Annotated in this window: 21 protein-coding genes; 3 read left to right on the top strand and 18 right to left on the bottom strand. The window is 75.0% G+C overall.

Annotated elements, in window-relative coordinates:
* Nucleotides 1-346: 346 nt before the first annotated feature.
* From lgt to A6V29_RS18300, 12 genes are all read right to left on the bottom strand, one after another.
* A complete protein-coding gene (lgt, locus tag A6V29_RS18355; RefSeq protein WP_137161649.1) occupies nt 347-1,273 on the bottom strand; it encodes a prolipoprotein diacylglyceryl transferase in 927 nt (308 codons plus the stop codon).
* Nucleotides 1,270-2,070 carry a tryptophan synthase subunit alpha gene (gene trpA / locus A6V29_RS18350; RefSeq protein ID WP_137161648.1) on the bottom strand — a complete coding sequence of 267 codons (801 nt, stop codon included), beginning with the start codon at nt 2,068-2,070 and terminating at the stop codon, nt 1,270-1,272. Before trpA ends, lgt begins: the two co-directional genes overlap by 4 nt.
* A 77-nt stretch (nt 2,071-2,147) precedes the next feature.
* On the bottom strand, nt 2,148-3,494 hold the full coding sequence (trpB, locus tag A6V29_RS18345; RefSeq protein WP_137161647.1) for a tryptophan synthase subunit beta: 1,347 nt from the start codon (nt 3,492-3,494) through the stop codon (nt 2,148-2,150).
* A 17-nt stretch (nt 3,495-3,511) separates the two neighbouring features.
* Nucleotides 3,512-4,321 carry an indole-3-glycerol phosphate synthase TrpC gene (trpC, locus tag A6V29_RS18340; protein WP_137161646.1) on the bottom strand — a complete coding sequence of 270 codons (810 nt, stop codon included), beginning with the start codon at nt 4,319-4,321 and terminating at the stop codon, nt 3,512-3,514.
* A gap of 155 nt (nt 4,322-4,476) precedes the next feature.
* Nucleotides 4,477-5,130, bottom strand: a complete 654-nt coding sequence (locus tag A6V29_RS18335) for a Trp biosynthesis-associated membrane protein (protein WP_137161645.1) — start codon at nt 5,128-5,130, stop codon at nt 4,477-4,479.
* Nucleotides 5,127-6,620 (bottom strand): anthranilate synthase component I, encoded by a 1,494-nt coding sequence (locus A6V29_RS18330; protein WP_137161644.1) that lies wholly within the window; start codon nt 6,618-6,620, stop codon nt 5,127-5,129. The genes A6V29_RS18335 and A6V29_RS18330 overlap by 4 nt, the downstream gene beginning before the upstream one ends.
* Nucleotides 6,617-7,006, bottom strand: coding sequence for a phosphoribosyl-AMP cyclohydrolase (gene hisI / locus A6V29_RS18325; protein WP_137161643.1), 390 nt, complete (start codon nt 7,004-7,006; stop codon nt 6,617-6,619). Before hisI ends, A6V29_RS18330 begins: the two co-directional genes overlap by 4 nt.
* Before the next feature lie 26 nt (nt 7,007-7,032).
* A complete protein-coding gene (locus A6V29_RS18320; protein WP_137161642.1) occupies nt 7,033-7,737 on the bottom strand; it encodes a hypothetical protein in 705 nt (234 codons plus the stop codon).
* A gap of 67 nt (nt 7,738-7,804) precedes the next feature.
* Complete coding sequence (locus tag A6V29_RS18315; protein ID WP_137161641.1) at nt 7,805-9,466, bottom strand: FAD-binding dehydrogenase; 1,662 nt, start codon at nt 9,464-9,466, stop codon at nt 7,805-7,807.
* Nucleotides 9,467-9,531: 65 nt separating this feature from the next.
* Entirely contained in the window at nt 9,532-9,948 is a 417-nt protein-coding gene (locus A6V29_RS18310; RefSeq protein ID WP_137161640.1) for a hypothetical protein, read from the bottom strand.
* 23 nt (nt 9,949-9,971) lie between these two features.
* Entirely contained in the window at nt 9,972-11,804 is a 1,833-nt protein-coding gene (locus A6V29_RS18305) for an ABC transporter ATP-binding protein (RefSeq protein WP_170977952.1), read from the bottom strand.
* Nucleotides 11,801-13,555, bottom strand: coding sequence for an ABC transporter ATP-binding protein (locus A6V29_RS18300; RefSeq protein ID WP_249933329.1), 1,755 nt, complete (start codon nt 13,553-13,555; stop codon nt 11,801-11,803). Before A6V29_RS18300 ends, A6V29_RS18305 begins: the two co-directional genes overlap by 4 nt.
* Before the next feature lie 137 nt (nt 13,556-13,692).
* Here A6V29_RS18300 and A6V29_RS18295 point away from each other — a divergent pair, with 137 nt between their 5' ends.
* Complete coding sequence (locus A6V29_RS18295) at nt 13,693-14,304, top strand: TIGR03085 family metal-binding protein (protein WP_137161638.1); 612 nt, start codon at nt 13,693-13,695, stop codon at nt 14,302-14,304.
* Here A6V29_RS18295 and hisF read toward each other — a convergent pair.
* Genes hisF through A6V29_RS18275 form a run of 4 tightly spaced genes read right to left on the bottom strand, consistent with a single transcriptional unit; the run spans nt 14,297 to nt 16,732 of the window.
* Nucleotides 14,297-15,067 (bottom strand): imidazole glycerol phosphate synthase subunit HisF, encoded by a 771-nt coding sequence (gene hisF, locus A6V29_RS18290; RefSeq protein ID WP_137161637.1) that lies wholly within the window; start codon nt 15,065-15,067, stop codon nt 14,297-14,299. The two genes, A6V29_RS18295 and hisF, sit on opposite strands and share 8 nt — an antisense overlap.
* Nucleotides 15,064-15,456 carry a RidA family protein gene (locus tag A6V29_RS18285; RefSeq protein WP_137161636.1) on the bottom strand — a complete coding sequence of 131 codons (393 nt, stop codon included), beginning with the start codon at nt 15,454-15,456 and terminating at the stop codon, nt 15,064-15,066. The genes hisF and A6V29_RS18285 overlap by 4 nt, the downstream gene beginning before the upstream one ends.
* Nucleotides 15,453-16,184 carry a bifunctional 1-(5-phosphoribosyl)-5-((5-phosphoribosylamino)methylideneamino)imidazole-4-carboxamide isomerase/phosphoribosylanthranilate isomerase PriA gene (gene priA, locus A6V29_RS18280; RefSeq protein WP_137161635.1) on the bottom strand — a complete coding sequence of 244 codons (732 nt, stop codon included), beginning with the start codon at nt 16,182-16,184 and terminating at the stop codon, nt 15,453-15,455. Before priA ends, A6V29_RS18285 begins: the two co-directional genes overlap by 4 nt.
* A 35-nt stretch (nt 16,185-16,219) precedes the next feature.
* Nucleotides 16,220-16,732, bottom strand: coding sequence for a DinB family protein (locus A6V29_RS18275; protein ID WP_137161634.1), 513 nt, complete (start codon nt 16,730-16,732; stop codon nt 16,220-16,222).
* A 65-nt stretch (nt 16,733-16,797) separates the two neighbouring features.
* Here A6V29_RS18275 and A6V29_RS18270 point away from each other — a divergent pair, with 65 nt between their 5' ends.
* Nucleotides 16,798-17,397 carry a nitroreductase family protein gene (locus A6V29_RS18270; protein ID WP_137161633.1) on the top strand — a complete coding sequence of 200 codons (600 nt, stop codon included), beginning with the start codon at nt 16,798-16,800 and terminating at the stop codon, nt 17,395-17,397.
* A 13-nt stretch (nt 17,398-17,410) separates the two neighbouring features.
* Here A6V29_RS18270 and A6V29_RS18265 read toward each other — a convergent pair whose 3' ends face one another.
* Both A6V29_RS18265 and hisH read right to left on the bottom strand, forming a co-directional pair.
* Nucleotides 17,411-19,741 carry a M28 family peptidase gene (locus tag A6V29_RS18265; protein ID WP_137161632.1) on the bottom strand — a complete coding sequence of 777 codons (2,331 nt, stop codon included), beginning with the start codon at nt 19,739-19,741 and terminating at the stop codon, nt 17,411-17,413.
* A 74-nt stretch (nt 19,742-19,815) separates the two neighbouring features.
* Nucleotides 19,816-20,448 carry an imidazole glycerol phosphate synthase subunit HisH gene (hisH, locus tag A6V29_RS18260; RefSeq protein WP_137161631.1) on the bottom strand — a complete coding sequence of 211 codons (633 nt, stop codon included), beginning with the start codon at nt 20,446-20,448 and terminating at the stop codon, nt 19,816-19,818.
* Between the two features lie 172 nt (nt 20,449-20,620).
* Here hisH and A6V29_RS18255 point away from each other — a divergent pair, with 172 nt between their 5' ends.
* Nucleotides 20,621-21,859: an HNH endonuclease signature motif containing protein gene (locus A6V29_RS18255; RefSeq protein WP_137161630.1), complete on the top strand. Its 1,239-nt coding sequence runs from the start codon at nt 20,621-20,623 to the stop codon at nt 21,857-21,859.
* Nucleotides 21,860-21,912: the final 53 nt, after the last annotated feature.

The following is a 21,912-nucleotide window of genomic DNA, read 5'->3' as shown; positions in this document are numbered from 1 at the left end:
GGACGGGGCAGAGGGCCCGGGGGCCGGAGGGTCGAGGGTCGGGGGTAGCTGGCGGCACGTGGGGCGAGTGCGGCCGTCGGCGGGGGACCTACGTCCCGGCTACCGGCGACTGACTCGCGAGCCCGACCGGGAGGTGCCCGGCCTGGCTGTCGTGCGCGGGGCAACGCTGGCCCGGTTCCGACGGTGAGGACCCGGCCGGGATCACCGACGGGTCCGTGCGAAGGGTACACAGCCGTAACACCACCGCCACGTCGGAAAACATCACATTCCGCGCGTCGGCGCCGCTCACTCAGGCGCCGATCACACGGCGCCTGTCACTCCGGCGCCCGGCAGCTCCGGCGCGACGTCAGTCCGGATCGCGTGGTCGCCGGTCGCCCTCGGCCGGTCGCGTGCTCGTCGCGGTCGGGTCCGCCGTCGTCCCCTCGCTCTCGGCGAGCGCCCGGGCGGCGTACTCCTCGCCGCGGGTGATGACCTCGCGGGGCCGGCCCCGCTGCCACACCAGGTAGGCCACGGCGAGCAGGCCGACGACGATCGCGGTGATCACGTTGACCCGGACGCCGAGGATCCGGTTCGCGTCGTCGATCCGCAGCAGCTCGATCCAGAGCCGGCCGGTGCAGTAGAGCGCGACGTAGAGGGCGAAGGCGCGGCCGTGGGAGAGCCGGAAGCGGCGGTCGGCCCAGATGACCACCGCAGCGGCGGCGAGGTTCCACAGCAGCTCGTAGAGGAACGTCGGGTGGAACGTGGTGAACGCCTCGTAGCCGTCCTGCCGGTACTGCGGGTCGATCTCCAGGCCCCAGGGCAGGTCGGTGGGCCGGCCGTAGAGCTCCTGGTTGAACCAGTTGCCGAGCCGGCCGATGGCCTGGGCGACCAGCAGGCCGGGAGCGATGGCGTCGGCGAAGGCGGGCAGCGGGATGCCCCGGCGGCGGCAGGCGATCCAGGCGCCGATCCCGCCGAAGAAGATGGCGCCCCAGATGCCCAGACCGCCGTTCCAGATCGCGAAGGCCTCCAGCGGCTCGCCGCCCTCGCCGAAGTAGGCCTGCGGGCTGGTGACGACGTGGTAGATGCGTCCGCCGACGATCCCGAACGGCACCGCCCACATCGCGATGTCGAGCACGTCCTCCGGCGCGCCGCCGCGGGCGCGCCAGCGCCGGTCGGTCAGCCAGATCGCGGCCACGATGCCGGCGATGATGGCCAGCGCGTAGGCGCGCAGCGGGAACGGCCCGAGCTCCCAGACGCTCTGGGACGGGCTCGGGATGGCCGCCAGGACGGTCACGCCTGCACTCCCGCCCGGCGGACGCCCGCGGCGAGGTCGGTGGTGAGCGCGCGCACGCCGTCGGCCCCGCGGCCCTCGAGCAGTTCGCGGACGTAGGCCGATCCCACGATCACCCCGTCGGCAAAGGCGGCCACCTCGGCCGCCTGGTTCCCGTCGGAGACGCCCAGGCCGACGCAGACGGCCAGGTCGGGAGCGGCCGCCCGGGTGCGTGCCACCAGTGCCTCGGCGGCGTTGCCCACGGTGGCCCGGGTGCCCGTCACGCCCATCGTCGACGCGGCGTAGACGAAGCCGCGGCAGGCGGCGGTCGTGGAGCGCAGCCGCGCGTCGGTGGACGACGGCGCGACCAGGAAGACCCGGTCCAGGCCGTGCGCGTCGGAGGCGGCGATCCACTCCGCCGCCTCGTCGGGGATGAGGTCGGGCGTGATGGCCCCGGCTCCCCCCGCGGCGGCGAGATCGGCGGCGAAGCGATCCACCCCGTAGCGCTCGATCGGGTTCCAGTAGCTCATCACCACGGCGACCGCTCCGGCGGCGGCGACCGCCTCGACCGCACGCAGCGCGTCGCGCAGGCCGACACCGGCGCGGACCGCGACGTCCACGGCCTGCTGGATGACGGGGCCGTCCATGCCGGGATCGCTGTAGGGGACGCCGATCTCGATGACGTCCGCCCCGGCCTCGACGGCCGCCACCATCGCGCCGATCGAGGCGTCGACGTCGGGGTAGCCGACGGGCAGGTAGGCGACGAGCGCCGCGCGCCCCTCGTCCTTCGCCGCGGCGATCCGCCGGTCCAGCTGTGACATGGCTCGGCTCCGCCCTCGCTCCGCTCCTCGCTCGCTGGCGCTCGCTGCGATGCTCACTCCGGCGTCGCTCTCGGGCCTCACGCCGTCTCCCCCGCCTCGGGACCGCTCACGGCCTCGTCGTTGCTGACCGCGCCCTCGGTCGGGTTCTGGTCGGTGTCCAGGCCCGGGCCGGGGTCCACCTCGTCGCGGTCGCCGAGGCCGAACCAGCGGGAGGCGGTCTCGACGTCCTTGTCGCCGCGGCCGGAGAGGTTGACCAGCAGCAGCGCGTCCGGCCCCAGCTCGCGGCCCAGCGCCATCGCGCCGGCCAGCGCGTGCGCCGACTCGATCGCCGGGATGATGCCCTCGGTGCGGCAGAGCAGCGCGAATGCCTCCATGGCCTCGGCGTCGGTGACGGGGCGGTACTCGGCGCGACCGATGTCGTGCAGGTAGGAGTGCTCCGGCCCGACGCCGGGGTAGTCCAGGCCGGCGCTGATCGAGTGCGACTCGATGGTCTGGCCGTTCTCGTCCTGCAGCAGGTAGGAGCGGGCGCCGTGCAGGACGCCGGGCGTGCCGCCGGTGATCGTCGCCGCGTGCCGGGCCGTGTCGACGCCGTCTCCCCCGGCCTCGAGGCCGATCAGCCGGACGCCGTCGTCGGGCACGAACGCGGTGAAGATGCCGATCGCGTTGGAGCCGCCGCCCACGCAGGCGAGGACGGCGTCGGGCAGCCGGCCCTCGCGCTCGAGCACCTGGGCGCGGGCCTCGTCGCCGATCACCCGCTGGAAGTCGCGCACCATCGCCGGGAACGGGTGCGGGCCGGCGACGGTGCCGAAGACGTAGTTCGTCGTCTCCACGTTGGTGACCCAGTCGCGGAAGGCCTCGTTGATCGCGTCCTTGAGCGTGCGGGAGCCGGTGGCCACCGGGACGACCTCGGCGCCGAGCAGCCGCATGCGGGCCACGTTGAGCGCCTGCCGCCGGGTGTCCTCCTCGCCCATGTAGACGGTGCAGGAGAGCCCCATGAGCGCCGCGGCCGTCGCCGTCGCCACCCCGTGCTGCCCGGCGCCGGTCTCGGCGATCACCCGCGTCTTGCCGATCCGCTTGGTCAGCAGCGCCTGCCCCAGCACGTTGTTGATCTTGTGCGAGCCGGTGTGGTTGAGGTCCTCGCGCTTGAGCAGCACCCGGGCGCCGCCGCAGTGCTCGGCGAACTTCGGCACCTCGGTGAGCGCGCTGGGCCGGCCGGTGTAGTCGCGCTGCAGCGCGGCGAACTCGGCGAGGAAGGCGCGGTCGACCCGCATCGCCTCGTAGGCCTCGGTGAGGTCGTCGAGCGCCGCGATCAGCGCCTCGGGGACGAACCGGCCGCCGAAGACGCCGAAGTGGCCGGTGGCGTCGGGCCAGCCCGGGCGCGCCGGCAGGGAGAGGTCTCCGGGCGGCAGCGAACTGGCGGTCATGCCGCCCAGCCTAGGGATCAGCGGGTGGTGCGCGGCGTCGCGGGGTGCGCCCCCGCCGTCACCAGGTCGGCCACGGCCTGGCGGGCGTCGCCGGCCGTGACCAGCCCCTCCCCCACGAGCACGGCGTCGGCGCCGGCCGCGGCGTAGGAGATGAGGTCGTGCGGCCCGCGGACGCCGGACTCGGCGACCTTGACCACCGTCGAGGGCAGGCCCGGTGCGATCCGCTCGAACGTCGACCTGTCCACCTGCAGCGTGGTGAGGTCGCGGGCGTTGACGCCGATGACCGACGCGCCGGCGTCCAGCGCGCGGTCGGCCTCCGCCTCGGTGTGCACCTCGACCAGCGCCGTCATCCCGAGCGACTCCACCCGCTCGAGCAGGCCGACGAGCACGTTCTGCTCGAGCGCGGCGACGATCAGCAGGACGACGTCGGCGCCGTGCGCACGGGCCTCGTGCACCTGGTAGCTGCTGACCACGAAGTCCTTGCACAGGATCGGGACGTCGACGACGGCGCGGACGGCGGCGAGATCCGCCTGCGAGCCGCCGAAGCGCCGGCGCTCGGTGAGGACGGAGATCACCCGGGCGCCGCCGGCGGCGTACTGGCTCGCCAGCTCGGCGGGGTCGGGGATGTCGGCCAGCTCCCCCTTCGAGGGGCTGCGCCGCTTGACCTCGGCGATGACGCCGACCCCGGGGGCGCGCAGCGCGGCGAGGGCGTCGAGCGCGGGGCGGGCGTCGAGGGCAGCGGCCTTGACCTCGGCCAGCGGGGTCAGCGACTCACGGGCGGCGACGTCCTCGCGGACGCCGGCGACGATCTCGTCGAGGACATTCACCGGATCGCCCCTGACGGCGCGGATGCGCCTCCGCTGCCCACCACCACTGCCTGTCGCACGTCGTCCCCTCACCAGCCGGATCGGTGGAACCACTCTAGAGGCGGCGGTGACCGGGTCCGGCCGGGGGGCGGACGAGGCGAGCCGCGCCGGTTCCGCTATACGTCGCGCCCGTCGGCGGGGTCCGCGGTGGGGCCGGTGGTGGGGTCCTCTCCCCGGTCCAGCGCCTTCCACGCCTCGACGGCGCGATCCTCGTCGCTGGCCGTGGGGGCGCTGCGCGAGGGCCCGCCGGCCGGGGCCCCACCCGGCTCCGCGCCCGGCCGCTCGTAGCGGCGGCCCATGGCCGGCCAGGCCCGGCCGCGGAGGACGCTGAGGGCACCGATGCCCACGCCGATCAGGCCGGCGACCACGGCGAGCAGCGGCCACGTCGCGACGACGTCGCTCGACGTCCCCGTCACCGTCGCGCCGGACAGACCCGGCAGGTCGGCGGCGGCGTCGTCCAACCCGCCGGTCAGCGCGCGGACGCCGGACCAGACCAGCGCCCCGCCCGCGACGGCGGCGAGCAGGCCGACGACGACGCGGGCGGCACCGCGCACCGCGAGCAGCGCCACCGTGGCGGCCAGCAGCACCAGGCCCGCGGCCGGGACCAGCGGAGCGGCGTCGGCGCCGGACAGGGCGGCCGACGCCGGCGGGAGCGGAGCTCGGCGCTCGGCGGTCACCGAGGCCCACGACTGGCCGCCCGCGATCAGCGCCAGCGCGCCGGCGAGCACGGCACCCAGGACGGCGGTCGTCAGCTCCTTGCGGGCGGTCACAGCTCCCGCAGGCTCTCGGCTCGTGCGATCGCGGAGAGCACGGCGCGCGCCTTGTGCCGGGTCTCGGCCTCCTCGGCAGCGGCGTCGCTGTCGGCGACCACCCCGGCGCCGGCCTGCACGTAGGCGTGCCCCTCGTGCAGCACCGCGGTGCGGATCGCGATGGCCATGTCCATGTCGCCGCTGGCGTCGACGTACCCGACGGTGCCCGCGTAGAGCGCCCGTCGCGTCGGCTCCAGGGACTCGATGATCTCCATGGCCCGTGGCTTCGGCGCTCCCGACACGGTGCCGGCCGGGAAGGTGGCGTCGAAGACGTCGAGGGCATCGTGCTCGGGGGCGACCTCGCCGGCGACCGTAGACACCAGGTGCATCACGTGGCTGTAGTGCTCGACCCGCATGAAGTCGGGGACCTCGACCGAGCCCGGCACGCACACCCGGCCCAGGTCGTTGCGGGCCAGGTCGACCAGCATCACGTGCTCGGCCCGCTCCTTCGGATCGGCGAGCAGCCCCTCCGCCAGCCGCGCGTCCTCCTCGGGGGTGGCTCCGCGGGGGCGGGTGCCGGCCGGCGGGTGCACCACCGCCGAGGAGCCGGTCACCGTGACCAGCGCCTCGGGCGAGGAACCGACGACGTCGAACGGCGACTCGCGACCCGCGAAGCGGAGCAGGTACATGTACGGCGACGGGTTGGTGGCCCGCAGGACCCGGTAGAGGTCCAGGGCGTCGGCCGTCGTCGGCACCGCGAAGCGCTGGGCGAGCACGACCTGGAAGGCGTCCCCGGCCCGGATGTGCTCGCGGATCCGCTCGACACCCGCTTCGTACTCCCCCGGCGCCATGTTGCTGGCCGGAGCGGGTACCGCGGCCTCGCCGAGCACCGCGACCCCCGGGGGCGCCGGCCGGTTGAGGTCGGCGGCCATCGCGTCGAGCCGGGCGACGGCGTCGTCGTACCCGTCCGCGCCGCCGCGCAGCGCGTTGGCGATGAGCAGCACCGACCCGTCGGCGTGGTCGAGCACCGCGAGGTCGGTCACCAGCATCATCGCGAGCTCGGGCATGCCGAGGTCGTCGGTGCTGGTCTCGGGCAGCCGCTCCAGGCGCCGGACGACGTCGTACCCGAGGTAGCCGACCAGCCCTCCGGTGAGCGGGGGCAGGCCGGGCGTGCGCGGCGAGCGCAGCCGGCGGGCCAGGGTGCGGACGGCGGCCAGCGGATCGTCCGGCAGGTCGTCGGTGAGGCCGGGGAGCTCCTCCCCCAGCCACAGCGTCCGGCCGCCGCGCTCGGTCAGGACGCCGGCGCTGCGGGCGCCGACGAAGCTGTAGCGCGCCCAGCGCTTGCCCTGCTCGGCGGACTCGAGCAGCACCGTGCCGGGGCGGTTGCCCGCGAGCTTGCGGTAGACGCCGACGGCGGTCTCGCTGTCGGCCAGCAGCTTGCGCACCACCGGGACCATGGGCCGGTCGAAGGCGAACTCCTCGCGGGTGGGCGTCGCGATACCGGGCCTCATGCCCCGGCCTCCCGGGCAGCCGTCCCGGAGGTGACGGGCAGCGGCCGGTGGAAGCAGCTGCGCTCCCCGGTGTGGCAGGCCGGCCCCTCCTGGTCGACGAGGAGCAGCAGCGCGTCGCCGTCGCAGTCCAGCCGGACCTCGCGCACCCACTGGCGGTGCCCGGAGGTCTCCCCCTTGGTCCAGTACTCCTGCCGGCTGCGCGACCAGTACGTCGCCCGCCCCGTGGTCAGCGTGCGGCGCAGCGCCTCCTCGTCCATCCACGCCACCATGAGCACCTCGCCGGTGTCGTGCTGCTGGGCGACCGCGGCCACCAGGCCGTCGCGGTCGCGGCGCAGCAGCGCGGCGACCTCGGGGTGGAGGGCGGGCTCGGACGGGACGGCGGGCATACCCGTCAGTCTGCCGTGCCCGCCGGTCAGGCCGGTGGGGTGCCGGTGAACCAGCGCCGCGCCGCCCCGCTGAGCAGCAGCCCGAGGGAGACCGCCGGAGCGGCGACGAAGAACAGCGAGAAGGCCGCCAGCGAGCCCTCGCCGTTGTTCCCTGGCAGGTCCCCGAGGACGTCGAGCAGCCGCGCGGCCCAGTAGCACGCGATGAGCAGCTGGACGATGTGCGCGCCGGCCAGCACCCGGTAGGCGGTGGGCGTCCGCTTGGTCAGGGCCAGCAGCCCGCCGACGACCAGCGCGACCACCGACCCCAGCTGGACGACGGCCAGCACCGTCCCCTCGGTGGCCAGCTGCCGCGCGGTCGCCGAGGTGTAGACGTCGGGGCGGCCGCTCGACGCGACGTCGGCGATCGAGGCGAAGAACCACAGGTACAGCGACGCGATCAGCACGACCAGCCCCTGCACGAAGGCGAGCACGGCGGCGGTGGTCACCTGCGCCGGCAGCCGGGGCCCGGGCGGTCGCGGCGGCCCCCAGGGCGCCGGGTAGGGGGCCGGTCCCCAGCCCGGCTGGCCCCAACCCGGCTGCTGCCACCCCGGTTGCTGCCAGCTCGGCTGCTGCCAGGTCGGAGGCGGCGGGCCGTATGCCCCGGCGTGCGGCGGGGGCTGCGGGACCGTGGGCGGCGGACCGCCGTAGGGCTCGGCCGGCGGCCGGTCGGGGTCCGCCCAGGGATTGCTCACGCTGCCCAGTGTCCGCTCGATGCCGCCCTCGCTCCCGCGGACCGCTCGTTCCTCGCTGCCTGTCCGCTCACAGGGCCGCCGCGACGGCCCGGCCCGCCGTCCGTCCCGAGAACAGGCACCCGCCGAGGAAGGTGCCCTCGAGCGAGCGGTACCCGTGCACGCCGCCGCCACCGAAGCCGGCGACCTCGCCGGCGGCGTACAGCCCGGGGAACACCTCGCCGCCCGGGCGCAGCACGCGCGCGGAGAGGTCGGTCTCCAGCCCGCCGAGGCTCTTGCGCGTGATGATGTTGAGCCGGACGGCGATCAGCGGCCCGGCCTCCGGGTCGAGGATGCGGTGCGGCTGGGCGACGCGGATCAGCTTGTCCCCGAGATAGCTGCGGGCACCACGGATGGCGGTGATCTGCAGGTCCTTGGTGAACGGGTGGGCGATCTCCCTGTCCCGGGCCACGATCTCCCGCTCGAGCTGGGCCAGGTCCAGCTCCGGCGTCCCCCCGGTGATGCGGTTCATGCCGGCGACCAGCTCGGGCAGGGTGCTCGCGACGACGAAGTCCTCGCCCTTGTCGAGGAACGCCTGCACCGGGGCGGCGACGCCGGCGCGGGCCCGGTTCACCAGGAGCCTGACGTCCTTGCCGGTGAGGTCGGGGTTCTGCTCGGAGCCCGACAGGGCGAACTCCTTCTCGACGATCTTCTTCGTGGTGACGAACCAGGTGTGCTCGTACCCGGTCGTGCCGATGTGGGCCAGCGTCCCGAGGGTGTCGAAGCCCGGGAACAGCGGCACGGGCAGCCGCTGGCCGGTCGCGTCGAACCACATCGACGACGGCCCCGGCAGGATGCGGATGCCGTGCTTGTCCCAGACCGGCGAGTGGTTGGCGATGCCCTCGGTGTAGTGCCACATCCGGTCGCCGTTGACCATGCTCGCGCCGGCCTCGACCACCGCCTGCTGCATGAGGCCGTCCACGTGGGCGGGCACGCCGGAGAGCAGCCGCTGCGGTGCCGGGCCGAGCCGGGCGGGCCAGTTCTTCCGCACCAGGTCGTGGTTGCCGCCGATGCCGCCGGAGGTGACGACGACCGCCTGGGCCGCGATCTCGAACTCGCCGACCTCCACGCGGGAGCTGGCCTCGCCGCGCGCGACACCGCTCGGCTCCAGCACGGCCCCGCGCACGCCGGTCACGGCGCCGTCGGTGACGACGAGCTCGGCCACCCGGTGCCGGAAGCGCAGGTCCACCAGGCCCCGCTCGGCCGCTGCCCGCACACGCCGCTCGAACGGCGCGACGATGCCCGGGCCGGTGCCCCAGACGATGTGGAAGCGCGGCACCGAGTTGCCGTGGCCGGTGGCCGTGTAACCACCGCGCTCGGCCCAGCCGACGACGGGGAAGAACCCGACGCCCTGCTCCTTGAGCCAGGCGCGCTTCTCGCCGGCGGCGAACTGCAGGTAGGACTCCGCCCACTGCCGCGGCCAGTGGTCCTCGGTGCGGTCGAAGGCGGCGGTGCCGAACCAGTCCTGCCGGGCCAGCTCCAGCGAGTCGTGCACCCGCAGCCGGCGCTGCTCCGGGGAGTCGACGAGGAACAGCCCGCCGAACGACCAGAACGCCTGCCCGCCCAGCGACGCCTCGGGCTCCTGGTCGACCAGCACGACCCGCTTGCCGGCGTCGGCCAGCTCGGCGGTGGCCACCAGCCCCGCGAGGCCCGCACCCACGACGACGACGTCTGCCTCGGTGATGTTCTCCACGGCCCGGACGCTATCGGGCCGGTCACTCCGAGGTGACGTGGCCCGCGGTCCGCGGCGCATCGCTCCTAGCGTGCCGGGCGGCGCGCCGCGACCCAGCCGCGGACGGCGGGCAGCGCCGCCAGCACCGCGGCCACTGCCGGCAGCAGGCCCATGGCGAGCCCGATCCCCGCCGCGCCGTCGGCCCATCCGCCGAACACCGTGCCCCCGATGATCATCAGCCCGAGCACCGCCCCCGCCGCGGCGACCACGAGCCACGACCGGCCGATGAGGAGCAGCACGGCCCCCACGACCAGGCCGAGCGCCAGGACCAGCGGCACGAGCAGCACGAGCACTTCCTGCCCGGACGGGGAGCCGCCGGAGAAGCCGAACGCGATCAGGAAGAACAGGCCCGGAGCGAGCGCGCTGAGCATGGCCAGCACCGCCGCCAGCACCGCGGCGGCCGGTGGCCGGGACGACTGGGTGCCGGCCGACGCTGGGATCACGCGGCGCAGCCTAGGGGCGGCGGTCAGCCCACGGGCTCCGGCTCGCCGGCCGACGAGCGGCGCCACGAGGCGTGCAGCCGCGCGTAGGTGCCGTCCACGCCCACGAGCTCGGCGTGCGTGCCGCGCTGCACCACGTGGCCGCCGTCGACCACGAGGATCTCGTCGGCGCGCTCGGCGGTGGACAGGCGGTGCGCGATCGTCAGCGTCGTCCGCCCGGCGGTGAGCGTGTCCAGCGCGCGGGTGAGCCGCTGCTCCGTGGCCGGGTCGACGGCGCTGGTGGCCTCGTCGAGCACCAGCAGGTCGGGGTCGGCGACGTAGGCGCGCGCGACGGCGACCAGCTGCCGCTCTCCCGCCGACAGCGAGTCGCCGCGCTGTCCCACGGGGGTCGCGACGCCGCGCTGCAGGCCCTCGACCCAGGCGGTGAGGCCGAGCTCGTCGAAGGCGGCCGCGACCTCGTCGTCGCTCATCCCCGGCCGCCCGTAGCGCACGTTGTCGGCCACCGTGGCGTCGAACAGGAAGCCGTCCTGCGGCACCATGACGACCCGCTCGCGCAGCGAGGTGAACGCGACGTCCCGCAGCGGCACCCAGCCGAGCGCGTCGGAGCCCAGCAGCACCCGGCCGTCCACGGGGTCCATGAGGCGGGTGACCAGCTTGGCGAACGTGGTCTTGCCGGAGCCGGTCTCTCCGACGATCGCCACGCGCCGGCGCGGCTCGATGGTCAGGTCGACGTCGTCGAGCGCGGGGCGGGCGTCGGGCGAGTAGCGGAAGGTGACGTGCTCGAAGCGGACGCCGAGCACGCCCTCGGGGAGATGGGTGGCGCCGGTGTCGGCGTCGACGGCGGGGTCGCGGACGTCGGGCTCGGTGTCGATGATGTCGAGCACCCGGCGGAACCCGGCCACGGCGTTCTGCGCCTCGTTGATGACCTCGCTCGCGGTCTGCACCGGCGCGACGAACAGGGTGACCAGGAAGAGGAAGGCGACCAGGGTGCCGGCGGTGATGTCGCCGGCCAGCCCGAGGTAGACCCCGACCACGACGAGGGCGGCGTTGGCGAACGCCGCGGCGAACTCGCCGCTGACGAAGACCCCGACCGCCACCTTCTGGGCGTTCACCGCGGCGCGGTAGTGCCGGTCGATGGCGGCGTCGATCCGCTCGGCGGTGCGGGCCCGGACGCCGTAGGCGCGCACCGTCGGCGCCCCGACGACGGACTCGGCGACCGCGGCCAGCAGGTCACCGACCCGCTCCCGGACGATCCCGTAGACGATGGCCAGCCGCTTGGCGAACCAGCGGACGGCGATGCCCAGCGGCACGAAGCAGACCAGCACCACAAGCGTCAGCTGCCAGGAGTAGATGGCCATGACCACGGTGGCGACGGCGAGCTGGCCCATGCTGACCAGCCCGAGCACGCCGCCCCACTGCATGAACTGGGACAGCTGGTCGACGTCGCTGGTGACCCGGGAGACCAGCGAGCCACGCCGCTCCCCCTGCTGGTGCAGGACCGACAGGTCGTGCACGTGGCGGAAGGCGCGCACGCGGAGCCCGGCCAGGGCGGTCTCGGTGGTCTTGAACAGCCGCACGTTCATGCGGTAGACCGCCACGGCGGTCACGACCACGACCAGCGCGCAGCCCGCGACGACCCAGGTGACCAGGTCGAGATCCGGGCCGCCCTCGGCACCCAGGCCGCGGTCGATGACCTGCTGGACGGCGATCGGGACGGCGACGCGGCCGGCCGTGGCCAGCAGCGCGAGCAGGAACGTGACGGGCAGGCCGCGCCGGAACTCCGGCATCATCCGCAGGCCGCGGGCCAGCGTCCGGAACGCGCCCTCGCGGCGGTCCTCGTCGGGGAGCGCGAGCGTCACGCCGGCACCCCCTGCGCCTGCGAGTACGCGCGGACCAGCGCCGTGTACCCCGGCACCTCGGCGAGCAGCTGCTCGTGGCTGCCGCGGGCCACCGCACAGCCCTGCTCGAACCAGACCACCTCGTCGGCCAGGCCGATCGTGGCCTGGCGGTAGGCGACCACCACGACCGTCGCGGGCGACTCGCTCGCGCGCAGTGCGTCCAGGATGCGGGCCTCGACGGCGGGGTCGACGGCGCTGGTCGCGTCGTCGAGGACGAGCAGCCGCGGCTTGCGCACGATGGCGCGGGCCAGCGCGAGGCGCTGCCGCTGCCCGCCGGACAGCGAGGCGCCGCGCTCCCCGACGCGGGTGTCGAGGCCCTCGGGCAGCGCGCCGACGAAGTCGTCGGCCGCGGCCACCCGCAGCGCCGTCCAGACCTCGTCATCGCTGTAGGGCGCGCCCAGCGTGATGTTGCCGCGCACCGTGTCGTCGAAGAGGAACGCCTGCTGGGCCACGAACGCGGCCTCGTCGCTGACCACTCCCTCGCGCAGCCGGCGCAGGTCCAGCCCGTCGAGGAGGACCGCGCCGTCGACCGGGTCGACGAGGCGGACGAGCAGCCCGGCGAGGGTGGACTTGCCCGAGCCGGTGGGCCCGACGACGGCCACGGTCCGGCCGGCCGCGACGTCGAAGGTCACGTCCTGCACGGTCGGCCGGTCGGTGCCCTCGAACTGGTAGGCCACCGACTGCAGGCCGAGCCCCGCCCCGCCGGCGCCCGCGGCCGCGGCGTCCGGGCCGTACGGCGTCTCGCCGGTGGCCTCGAGCACCGGGGTCACCCGGTCGTAGCCGGCCAGCGCCCGCGGGAGCTCGGCGAGCACCCAGCCGATGGCGCGGATCGGCAACGCCAGCAGGGTGAACAGGTAGGCGATGGAGATCAGCTGGCCGACGTCGATCGCGCCGCTGGTGACGCGGTGCGCGCCGACCAGCAGGACGGCCAGCGTGCCGAGGTTGGGCAGCGACTCGATCATCGGATCGAACAGGCCGCGCACCCGGCCGACCGAGACCAGCCCGTCGCGGAGCTCCTCGGCCCGGCTGCGGAAGCGCTCGGTCTCGGACTCCTCGCGCCCCAGGGTCTTGACCACCAGGGCGGCGTCGAAGCTCTCGTGCGCGATCTCGCTGACCTCGGCGCGCAGCTGCTGGGCGCGCTGCTGCCGCGGTCCCATCACCTGCGAGTAGAAGGCGTTGATCACGAACACCAGCGGGAAGACGACCAGGCCGATGAGCGCCAGCAGCGGGTCGGTCACCACCATGGCGACGGCGGTGATCACGATGATCACGACCGCCCCGAGGCCGAAGGGCAGCGGCGCGACGAAGAACCAGGCCGCCTCGACGTCGGAGTTCGCGTTGGACAGCAGCTGTCCGGTGGGATGGCGCTGGTGCCAGGACAGCGGCAGCCGCAGGTACTGGCCGGTCACCTCCCGGCGGAGCCGGGCCTGCAGCCGGTACTGCATGATGCCCGCGAGCAGCCGGCGGCCGACGATGCCGATGATCCGCAGGACCGCGACCGCGACGATGGCGACCACGGCGAGGGTCAGCGCCGCGCCCGAGGCGGAGTCCTCCTCGAAGGAAGGCAGCACCACGCGGTCGGTGATCTCGCCGATCACGTAGGCGCTGGCCACGGTCATCACCGCGAACAGGCTGCTGGACACCAGGGCGGCGGTGAAGATCCCGGGCTGGAGCCTGATGGCCCGGCCGATGTGCCGGATCCCTCGCCGCACCACGGCATCTCGACGGCGGCGCGGCACGGGTCTCCTCGGGGTCGGACAGGGGGACTGTCGCATCGTACGGTGGCAGGCGGCGTGGACCGAACGGTATTCGAATATTCCAGCCGCGCGCCGCTCGCTACCGTCGAGCGGTGACAGCTTCCGACGCCGGTTCCCTCGCCGCCCTCGAGCGCCGCGACCTCGCCGACCTGCTGGACGAGCTCGGTCCGGACGCGCCGACCCTGTGCGAGGGGTGGTCCACGGCGCACCTCGCGGCGCACCTGGTGGTGCGGGACCGCCGTCCCGACGCGATGCCGGGCTACGCCCTGGAGCTGCTGCCGGGCCTGTCCCGGCTGGGCGCCTGGGCGCACACCGTGGAGGACCGGACCCGGGCGCGCTCCTCCTACGCCGACCTGGTCGCCCTGGTGCGCAGCGGACCTCCGGCGTGGAGCCCGCTGGCGTGGCCCGGGCCCGATCGGCTGAACGTGCCGGAGTTCGCCATCCACCACGAGGACGTGCGGCGGGCCCAGCCGGGCTGGACGCCGCGGGCACTGCCGGCAGGGGCGGAGGACCAGCTGTGGACCGCGGCCGGCCTGCACGGGCGTCGCGCGGCCGGCCGGCACGGGCTGGTGCTGCGCCGCAGCGACGTCGACGGCGCGGAGAAGCGGTTCGGGGCCGGCGGGCGCACGGTCACCGGTGAGCCGCTGGAGCTGCTGCTCTGGGCCTCGGGCCGCCGGGACGTCGCCCGCGTCACCGTCACCTGACGGGGATGCCTGCCCGCGCGAGCTCGGCCTTGACGTCGCCGACGCGCAGCTGCCCGAAGTGGAAGACGCTCGCGGCGAGCACCGCATCGGCACCGGCCTCGACGGCGGGCGGGAAGTGCTCGGCGGCGCCCGCTCCCCCGCTGGCGATCAGCGGCACGCTGACCTCCCTGCGGACCAGCCGGACCAGCTCGGTGTCGAACCCGGCCTGCGTGCCGTCGGCGTCCATGGAGTTGAGCAGGATCTCGCCGACCCCGAGCTCGGCGGCCCGCACGCACCACTCGACCGCGTCGCGGCCGGTGCCGCGGCGTCCGCCGTGCGTGGTGATCTCGAACCCGGAGTCGGTGGCGGCACCGTCGCGCACCCGGCGCGCGTCGACCGACAGGACGAGCACCTGGCTGCCGAAGCGCTGGCTGATCTCGCTGATCAGCTCCGGCCGGGCGACGGCGGCGGTGTTGACGCCGACCTTGTCCGCACCGGCGCGCAGCAGCCTGTCGACGTCCTCGACCCCGCGCACGCCCCCGCCGACGGTGAGCGGGATGAACACGCTCTCGGCGGTGCGGCGGACGACGTCGTAGGTGGTCTCGCGGTTCCCGGAGCTGGCGGTGATGTCGAGGAAGGTCAGCTCGTCGGCCCCCTCGGCGTCGTAGACGCGGGCCATCTCGACCGGATCTCCCGCGTCGCGCAGGTCGACGAAGTTGACGCCCTTGACCACCCGGCCGGCGTCGACGTCGAGGCACGGGATGACGCGCACCGAGAGGCTCACGCGGGCACCCCGCGCACCGCGTCGGCCTCGATCTCCACGAGCATCGCGGGGTCGATGAGCGCGGCCACCTGGACCATCGAGGTCGCGGGCCGGATCTCGCCGAAGAACTCGCCGTGCACCCGGCCCACCTCCTCCCACCGGGAGATGTCGGTGACGAACATGCGGGTGCGGACGACGTCGGCCAGGGCGAACCCGGCCCGCTCCAGCGCCCGCTGCACGTTGGTGAGCACCTGGCGGGTCTGGGCGGCGGCGTCACCGGGGTGGACGACGACGCCGTCCTCGGTGGCGGTCGTGCCGCTCACCCACGCCGTGTCACCCCGGACGACGACCCGGCTGTAGCCGACGACCGACTCCCACGGGCTGCCGGAACCCAGCCGCACCACGCTCACGCGAGCTCCTCGGTGATCCGGAGGGCCTCCGGCAGGGTGAACGCACCGGCGTAGAGCGCCTTGCCGACGATCGCGCCCTCGACGCCGACGGCGGTCAGCCCGGCGAGCGCCCGGATGTCGTCGAGGGAGCTCACGCCGCCGGAGGCGATGACCGGGCGCGGGGTCGCGGCGCAGACCTCGCGCAGCAGATCCAGGTTCGGCCCCTTCAGCGTGCCGTCCTTGGTGATGTCGGTGACCACGTACCGCTCGCAGCCCTCGGCGTCCAGGCGGGCGAGGGTCTCGAACAGCTCGCCGCCCTCCTTCGTCCAGCCACGGGCGGCCAGCCGGGTGCCCCGGACGTCGAGGCCGACGGCGACGCGGTCACCGTGCTCGGCGATGGCGCGGGCGCACCACTCCGGGGACTCCAGTGCGGCGGTGCCGAGGTTGACCCGCCGGCAGCCGGTCGCCAGGGCGGCGGCCAGCGACTCGTCGTCGCGGATCCCGCCGGAGAGCTCGACGTCGACGTCCAGCTCCCCCACCACGCGGGCCAGCAGCTCGCGGTTGGAGCCGCGGCCGAAGGCGGCGTCGAGGTCGACCAGGTGCACCCACTCGGCGCCGTCGCGCTGCCACTGCAGCGCGGCCTCGAGGGGGTCGCCGTAGGAGGTCTCGCTGCCGGCCTCCCCCTGCACGAGACGGACGGCCTGGCCGTCGGCGACGTCGACGGCGGGGAGCAGCTGCAGCTTGGGCACGGGACCAGCCTAGGAGCCGTCTCCCGACGGCCGTCCTAGTAGTAGCTGCGGCTGCCGTCGAGCTGCTCGCGCAGCAGGTCGAGGTGGCCGACGTGGCGGGCCGTCTCCTCGATCATGTGCGTGAGGATCCAGCGCAAGGTCAGCGTGTCGGCGCGGTACTCGGTGTTCCGCCCGAACGCGTCGAGGGGCGTCGCCGCGACCACCTCGTTCGACGCGGCGCACTGGCGGTCGTAGTCCTCGAGCAGGCGCGCCAGCGGCACGCCGTCGACGACGAAGTCAGCGTCCTCGACGTCGCCGAACTGCGGGTTGAGCGCCGCGCCGCGGTCCTGGAGCAGCACCTCGAACCGGCAGTGCTCGGTCCACCGCAGGTGGGAGACCAGCCCGGCCACCGTCATGCGGGGGGACGTCGGCAGCAGCGCGCGATGGGCGTCGTCCTCGGCGAGCCCCTCGCACTTGGCGTGGACGACGGCGCGCTGCAGGTCCAGCCAGCCGACCAGTTGGGCGCGCTCGTCGCCGTCGCCGGGTGGGCGCTCGCGGGGCGGTGGCACGTGAGGACGGTAGCGCCGTCCGGTCCCCCCGTCAGCCGGTTTCCGGCGGGTGGCAGGGTGGCCGGGTGGAGTTCGCCGACGTCGTCCGCCGGCGCCGCATGGTCCGCGACTACGACCCCGACCGGCCGGTCCCGCCCCAGGTGCGCGACCGGCTGCTGGAGCACGCCGTCCGCGCGCCGTCGGCCGGCTTCACCCAGGGCTGGGCCTTCCTGGTGCTGGAGTCGCCGGAGGAGCGGGAACGCTTCTGGGCCGCCACCACCGACGCCGGCGCACCGGACGGGTGGCTCACCAGGATGCGGCGCGCGCCGCTGCTGATCCTGCCGTTCTCCAACAAGCAGGCCTACCTCGATCGCTACGCGCAGCCCGACAAGGGCTGGACCGACCGCGACGAATCGCGGTGGCCGGTCCCCTACTGGGACGTCGACGCCGGCATGGCGTCCCTGCTGGTGCTCCTGACCGCCGTCGACGAGGGCCTCGGCGCCTGCTTCTTCGGCGTGCCGCCGGAGAAGGTGGCCGCGCTGCGGGCCGCGTTCGGGGTGCCGGCCGAGTACCGGCCGGTCGGGTGCATCTCGGTCGGCTACCCCGGCGACGGCGACCGCCGCTCCCCCTCGCTGCGCCGCGGGCGGCGGCCGGTCGAGGAGGTCGTCCACCGCGGCCGCTGGTGAGGCGCGGCCCCGGTCAGCCGAGGGACGTCGTCCCGGAGACCAGCAGGAGGTCTGACTCGGGGCTGCCGGCCGCCGTGACGCCGTCCGGGCGCGGGGCGTGGCCGGGCAGGCCGTCGAGCCCGTCGCTGCCGTCGACCACGCGGAGGGTGACCGCGGCCCCGCCCTCGATGCTGAACGATGCCTCGACGCCATCGGCCGGGGGCGCGTGGACGAGCAGCTCCAGCGAGCTGCCGCCGAGTGCGTCCTCGCCCACTCCCCGACCGGCGACCTTCGCGCGGGCGACGGTCCCGTCGCCCGCGCTCAGGTGCAGGGCCATCAGCCGGACGCCGGGCCGCTGGGGCGTGACCCGCACCGTGAGCTCGCGCCGGCCGCCCACCTCGGCGTCGTGGACGGTCTCGACGCGGGCAGCGGCCAGGCCGGCCGGCGCGGCCGAGCCGAACGCCACCTGTCGCCCGGCGAGGTACGGGAAGTCGACCGTGAGCTCGCCCCGCCGGTCGACGTAGCCGGCGGCGTAGCCGCCCGGGGCCGGGTCGGGGCTCACCCACCACGCCTGCCGCCCGTCGGTGTCCAGCGCGTAGGCCAGCCGGCTGGGCTGGGGATGCGCGACGTCGAACCTGTCCACCTGCAGCCCGACCAGGGCGCAGGCCCCCGCGACGACGAGCGCGACGAGCGGGACGACGGCCACCGGGGCGACGCGGGGCTCGTCCGGATCGGGGAAGACCAGCTCGAGCGCCGGCAGCAGCGCGAGCGCCAGCGCCGTGGCGACGAGACCCGGGAGCACCCCCGCGGAGAGCCCCAGCGCCGGGAAGCTGACCGCGAGGGCGGGCGCGAGCAGCACCACGGCGACGGCTCCGCCGAGGAACGCGGCACCGACGCGGACGGCGGGCGACGTGGTCACCGCGCACACCGCGCCCGCCGCCGCACCGGCCAGCACGGGCAGAGCGGCCAGGTAGGCCGCCCCCGGAGCAACCACCGCCAGGACCACGGCCAGCACCGCGACCCAGGCGAGCCCGCCGAGCAGCAACGTCGTCTCCCCGAACCTCCGACGCAGGAGCGCGTACCAGGCGAGGACGACGGCGAGGACGAGCACCACGGCCGCGAGGCGGTACCAGCCGGGGCGCCAGGGATCGGCCATCCCGCCGTAGCCGGGACGGACGGCGACGAGCAGGCGCCACAGACCGACGACCGCCAGCGGTCCCAGCACGAGGGGGACGGCGGCCAGGGCCGTCCCGGCCGCCGCCAGGCGCGGCCAGGTGAACCCCCGCCGTACCGACAGCCAGCCGAGGCCGCCGACGGCGACCAGCGCCAGGACCGCGACGGCGAGCGGCCGCGCAGCGGTGGCCGACCAGTGCACCTGACGGCCCAGCACCGGGAACAGCGTCGCGTCGGTGGGTTCGCCGGCCACCTGCAGGAGGTCCTCGCCCCCGAGTGCCCGGGCCACCGCCAGGGCGTCGTCCCCCAACGCCTGCAGGGCCCCCGGGTCGAGCCGGTCGGGCAGGTCCTGCGCGGTGTGCCGCGCGGCGGTGCCGTCGACGAGGCCGAGACGGAAGCCGGTGTAGCGCGGATCCTCGAGGAGCGCATTCGCGCCCGGCCCGTCGTCCAGCCTGCGGTGCAGTTCGACGGCGGCGCTCCCGGCCGCGACGTGCGATGCCGCGCCGGCCAGGAGCGTGGTGAGGTCCGCAGCGCCCCGTGAGGTGGCCAGCAGGACCGGCCTGCCGCGGGAGCCCCGGGCCTCGACCGACAGCACGACGCCGCCGTCCTGGGCCAGTGGGTGGGAGGCGGCGAACGCCTCCGCGCCGCACGCGCACGCCGTCTCGCCGTCGGTGAGCACGACGAGGACGTCGTTGCGCAGCGGTGGGCCGGCGCTCAGCGCACGGACCGTCTCGAGGACCGTCGCCACCCCGACGGCGTCGGCCGCACCCGGGCCCGTGGCAGTCGAGTCGTGGTGGGCCAAGAGGAGCAGCCGGCCGGTCGACTCGGTGCCCGGGAGCACGGCGACGACGTTGCGGACGCGGCCCAGCTCCGCCCGGCCGGCATCGTGCCGCCCGGCCCCGACGGCGTTCTGCACGCGCGTGTCCAGCCCCAGCGCGGTCAGCGTGGCGACGAGATCGTCGACGACACGGTCGGCGGCCTCGCTGCCGGGGACGTGCGGCTCGCCGGCTATCCGCTGGACGTGCTCGAGCGCTCGGGACGCGCTGAAGTCGGTCGCCGGTGCGTCGGCTGCCCGCGGGTCCGGCGCGCCGATCGCTCCCACGCTCCAGGCGCCGAGGCCGACGAGCACTGCCAGGAGGATCCCGCCCGCGGCGCGACTCGGCCGCCAGTGGGCGGCGCGTCCACTCGGCACGGCGTCCTCCTGACCACGGGAAGGACAGACGCGGTCACCCTAGGTGCAGACGCGCCGTTTTCCGTGGAGGCGGCTCAGTTCAGGCTGCGCAACCAGTTGGTGAGCAACTGGGCGCCGGCGTCACCGCTCTTCTCCGGGTGGAACTGCGTGGCGGACAGTGCCGCGTTCTCCACGCCGGCGACGAACCTGTCGCCGTGCTCGGCCCAGGTGACCTTGGGCGGTGCCAGCGGGCCGCCGTCCTGCTCGAGGGGGAACTTCCGGACGCCGTAGGAGTGCACGAAGTAGAAGCGCTCGTCCTCGAGACCGTCGAAGAGCACGCTGCCGGGCGCCGCCTCGACCCTGTTCCAGCCCATGTGCGGGAGGACCGGGGCGTGCAGCTGCTCCACCACGCCGGGCCACTCCCCGCAGCCCTCCGCGTCGATGCCGTGCTCGACGCCGTGCTCGAACAGGATCTGCATGCCGACGCAGATGCCGAGCACCGGCCGGCCGCCGGCGAGACGGCGGCCGATGATGCGCGGGCCGTCGACCGCCTTCAGCCCCGCCATGCAGGCGGCGAACGCGCCCACGCCCGGGACGACGAGGCCGTCGGCCTCCAGGGCCGTCTGCGCGTCGGAGGTGACAGTGACGTCGGCGCCCACGCGCGCGAGCGCGCGTTCGGCCGAGCGCAGATTGCCCGAGCCGTAGTCGAGGACCGCCACCTTCTTCACGCCTGTCACGCTACCGACCAGCGCAGCAGGCCCCGCCGTGATTCCCACGACTGTGCGCCGGCCGGGTGATGGCTTCGCGGGACGCTGTCAAGGCCTTGTCGGCATCTGTGGACAAGCTTCTGACCTGGGGATTCGGATGGTCGAGGCGTGCTCGCTGCGGTAGCATTCGTACATGTGTTCGACCGGGTGTGAGACGCCGCTGGAGTGCCTGACCGGCGCGCTGCGGGCGCTGTCCGGTCAGGACCTGACGTCCTCGTTCGGCCCCGCGATGCTGGAGCGGGCCGGGGTGCTGGCGCGGGCCCGGAACGTGCTGGCCGCCGATCTGGCCCGCACCGTGCGGGAGTGCGAGCTCACCCAGGCCCCGGAGCACGACGGCAAGGCCACGATGGCCTCCTGGCTGCGCGGGCATCACCGGCTGCCGCAGGCCGTCGCCTCGCAGCTGGTGCGCACCGGCCGGGCCCTGCAGCAGCTACCCGCCTTGGCGGCGGCGGCCGCCGAGGGCGTGGTGCCGCCGGAGGCGGTCGCGGTGATCGCCCCGGTCGCCTCGGAGGTCAACGTTGCCCGGGCGCAGGCGCAGGGGGTGGATCTGCCCGAGATCGACGCCCTGCTCACCGAGATCGCCGCCACCCGGCCGCACGCCGACCTCCGCCAAGCCGTCGGGCACTACCTGGACCGGCTGGACCCCGATGGCACCGAACCGGACCCCACCGGCCAGCGCTCCATCTTCTTCAGCAAGCACACCGACGGGACGCTTTCCTTCCACGGCCGGCTCGACGCCATCGGCGGGGAGAAGTTCCAGGCCGCGATCGAATCGATCCTGCAGGCCTCCCGCCCCGCCGGGGACCTGCGGACCCGCGCCCAGCAGGCCGGCGACGCGTTGGTCCAGCTCTGCGACAACGCGCTCGCCTCGGGGAACCTGCCGGTGCTGCGCGGGCACAAGCCGCACGTCGTGGTCACCATCGACCTCGACGACCTGGTCGACCCCCACCCCGGGGCCGGCGCTGCCCGCACCGGCTTCGGCGGCATCATCTCCGCCGCCAAGGCCCGCTGGCTGGCCTGCGACGGCAACGTCACCCGCATCGTCATCGGCCCCGACGGCCAACCCCTGGACGTCGGCCGCAGCAAGCGGCTCTTCCCGCCCCACCTGCGCCGCGCCGTGGAGACCCGCGACCAGCACTGCGTCTTCGCCGGCTGCGACGCCCCCTCCTGGTGGTGCGACATCCACCACCTCGTGCACTGGGCCGACGGCGGAGACACCTCACTGGAGAATTCAGGGCTCCTCTGCGAACGGCACCACACCAAGGTCCACCACGGCTTCCGCATCGAACGACAACCCGACGGCCGATGGCGCACCTACCGCCCCGACGGCACCGAGATCCTCGTCCTCGACCCGTTCCTCATCCCCGCCTGACACAACCCCGCTCCACCGACCAGCCCGCCGGGACACCCCGCGCGGGCTGGTCG

It is taken from the genome of Blastococcus sp. CCUG 61487 (assembly GCF_005222955.1).
Lineage (GTDB): Bacteria > Actinomycetota > Actinomycetes > Mycobacteriales > Geodermatophilaceae > Blastococcus.
This window is presented reverse-complemented; position numbering and strand designations above follow the sequence as displayed.

What these genes read in the sequence shown, in the direction of transcription:
- trpA (WP_137161648.1), bottom strand. Translation starts at nt 2,070, where the DNA reads ATGTCACAGCTGGACCGGCGGATCGCCGCGGCGAAGGACGAGGGGCGC.
- trpB (WP_137161647.1), bottom strand. Translation starts at nt 3,494, where the DNA reads ATGACCGCCAGTTCGCTGCCGCCCGGAGACCTCTCCCTGCCGGCGCGC.
- A6V29_RS18330 (WP_137161644.1), bottom strand. Translation starts at nt 6,620, where the DNA reads ATGAGGCCCGGTATCGCGACGCCCACCCGCGAGGAGTTCGCCTTCGAC.
- hisI (WP_137161643.1), bottom strand. Translation starts at nt 7,006, where the DNA reads ATGCCCGCCGTCCCGTCCGAGCCCGCCCTCCACCCCGAGGTCGCCGCG.
- A6V29_RS18255 (WP_137161630.1), top strand. Translation starts at nt 20,621, where the DNA reads ATGTGTTCGACCGGGTGTGAGACGCCGCTGGAGTGCCTGACCGGCGCG.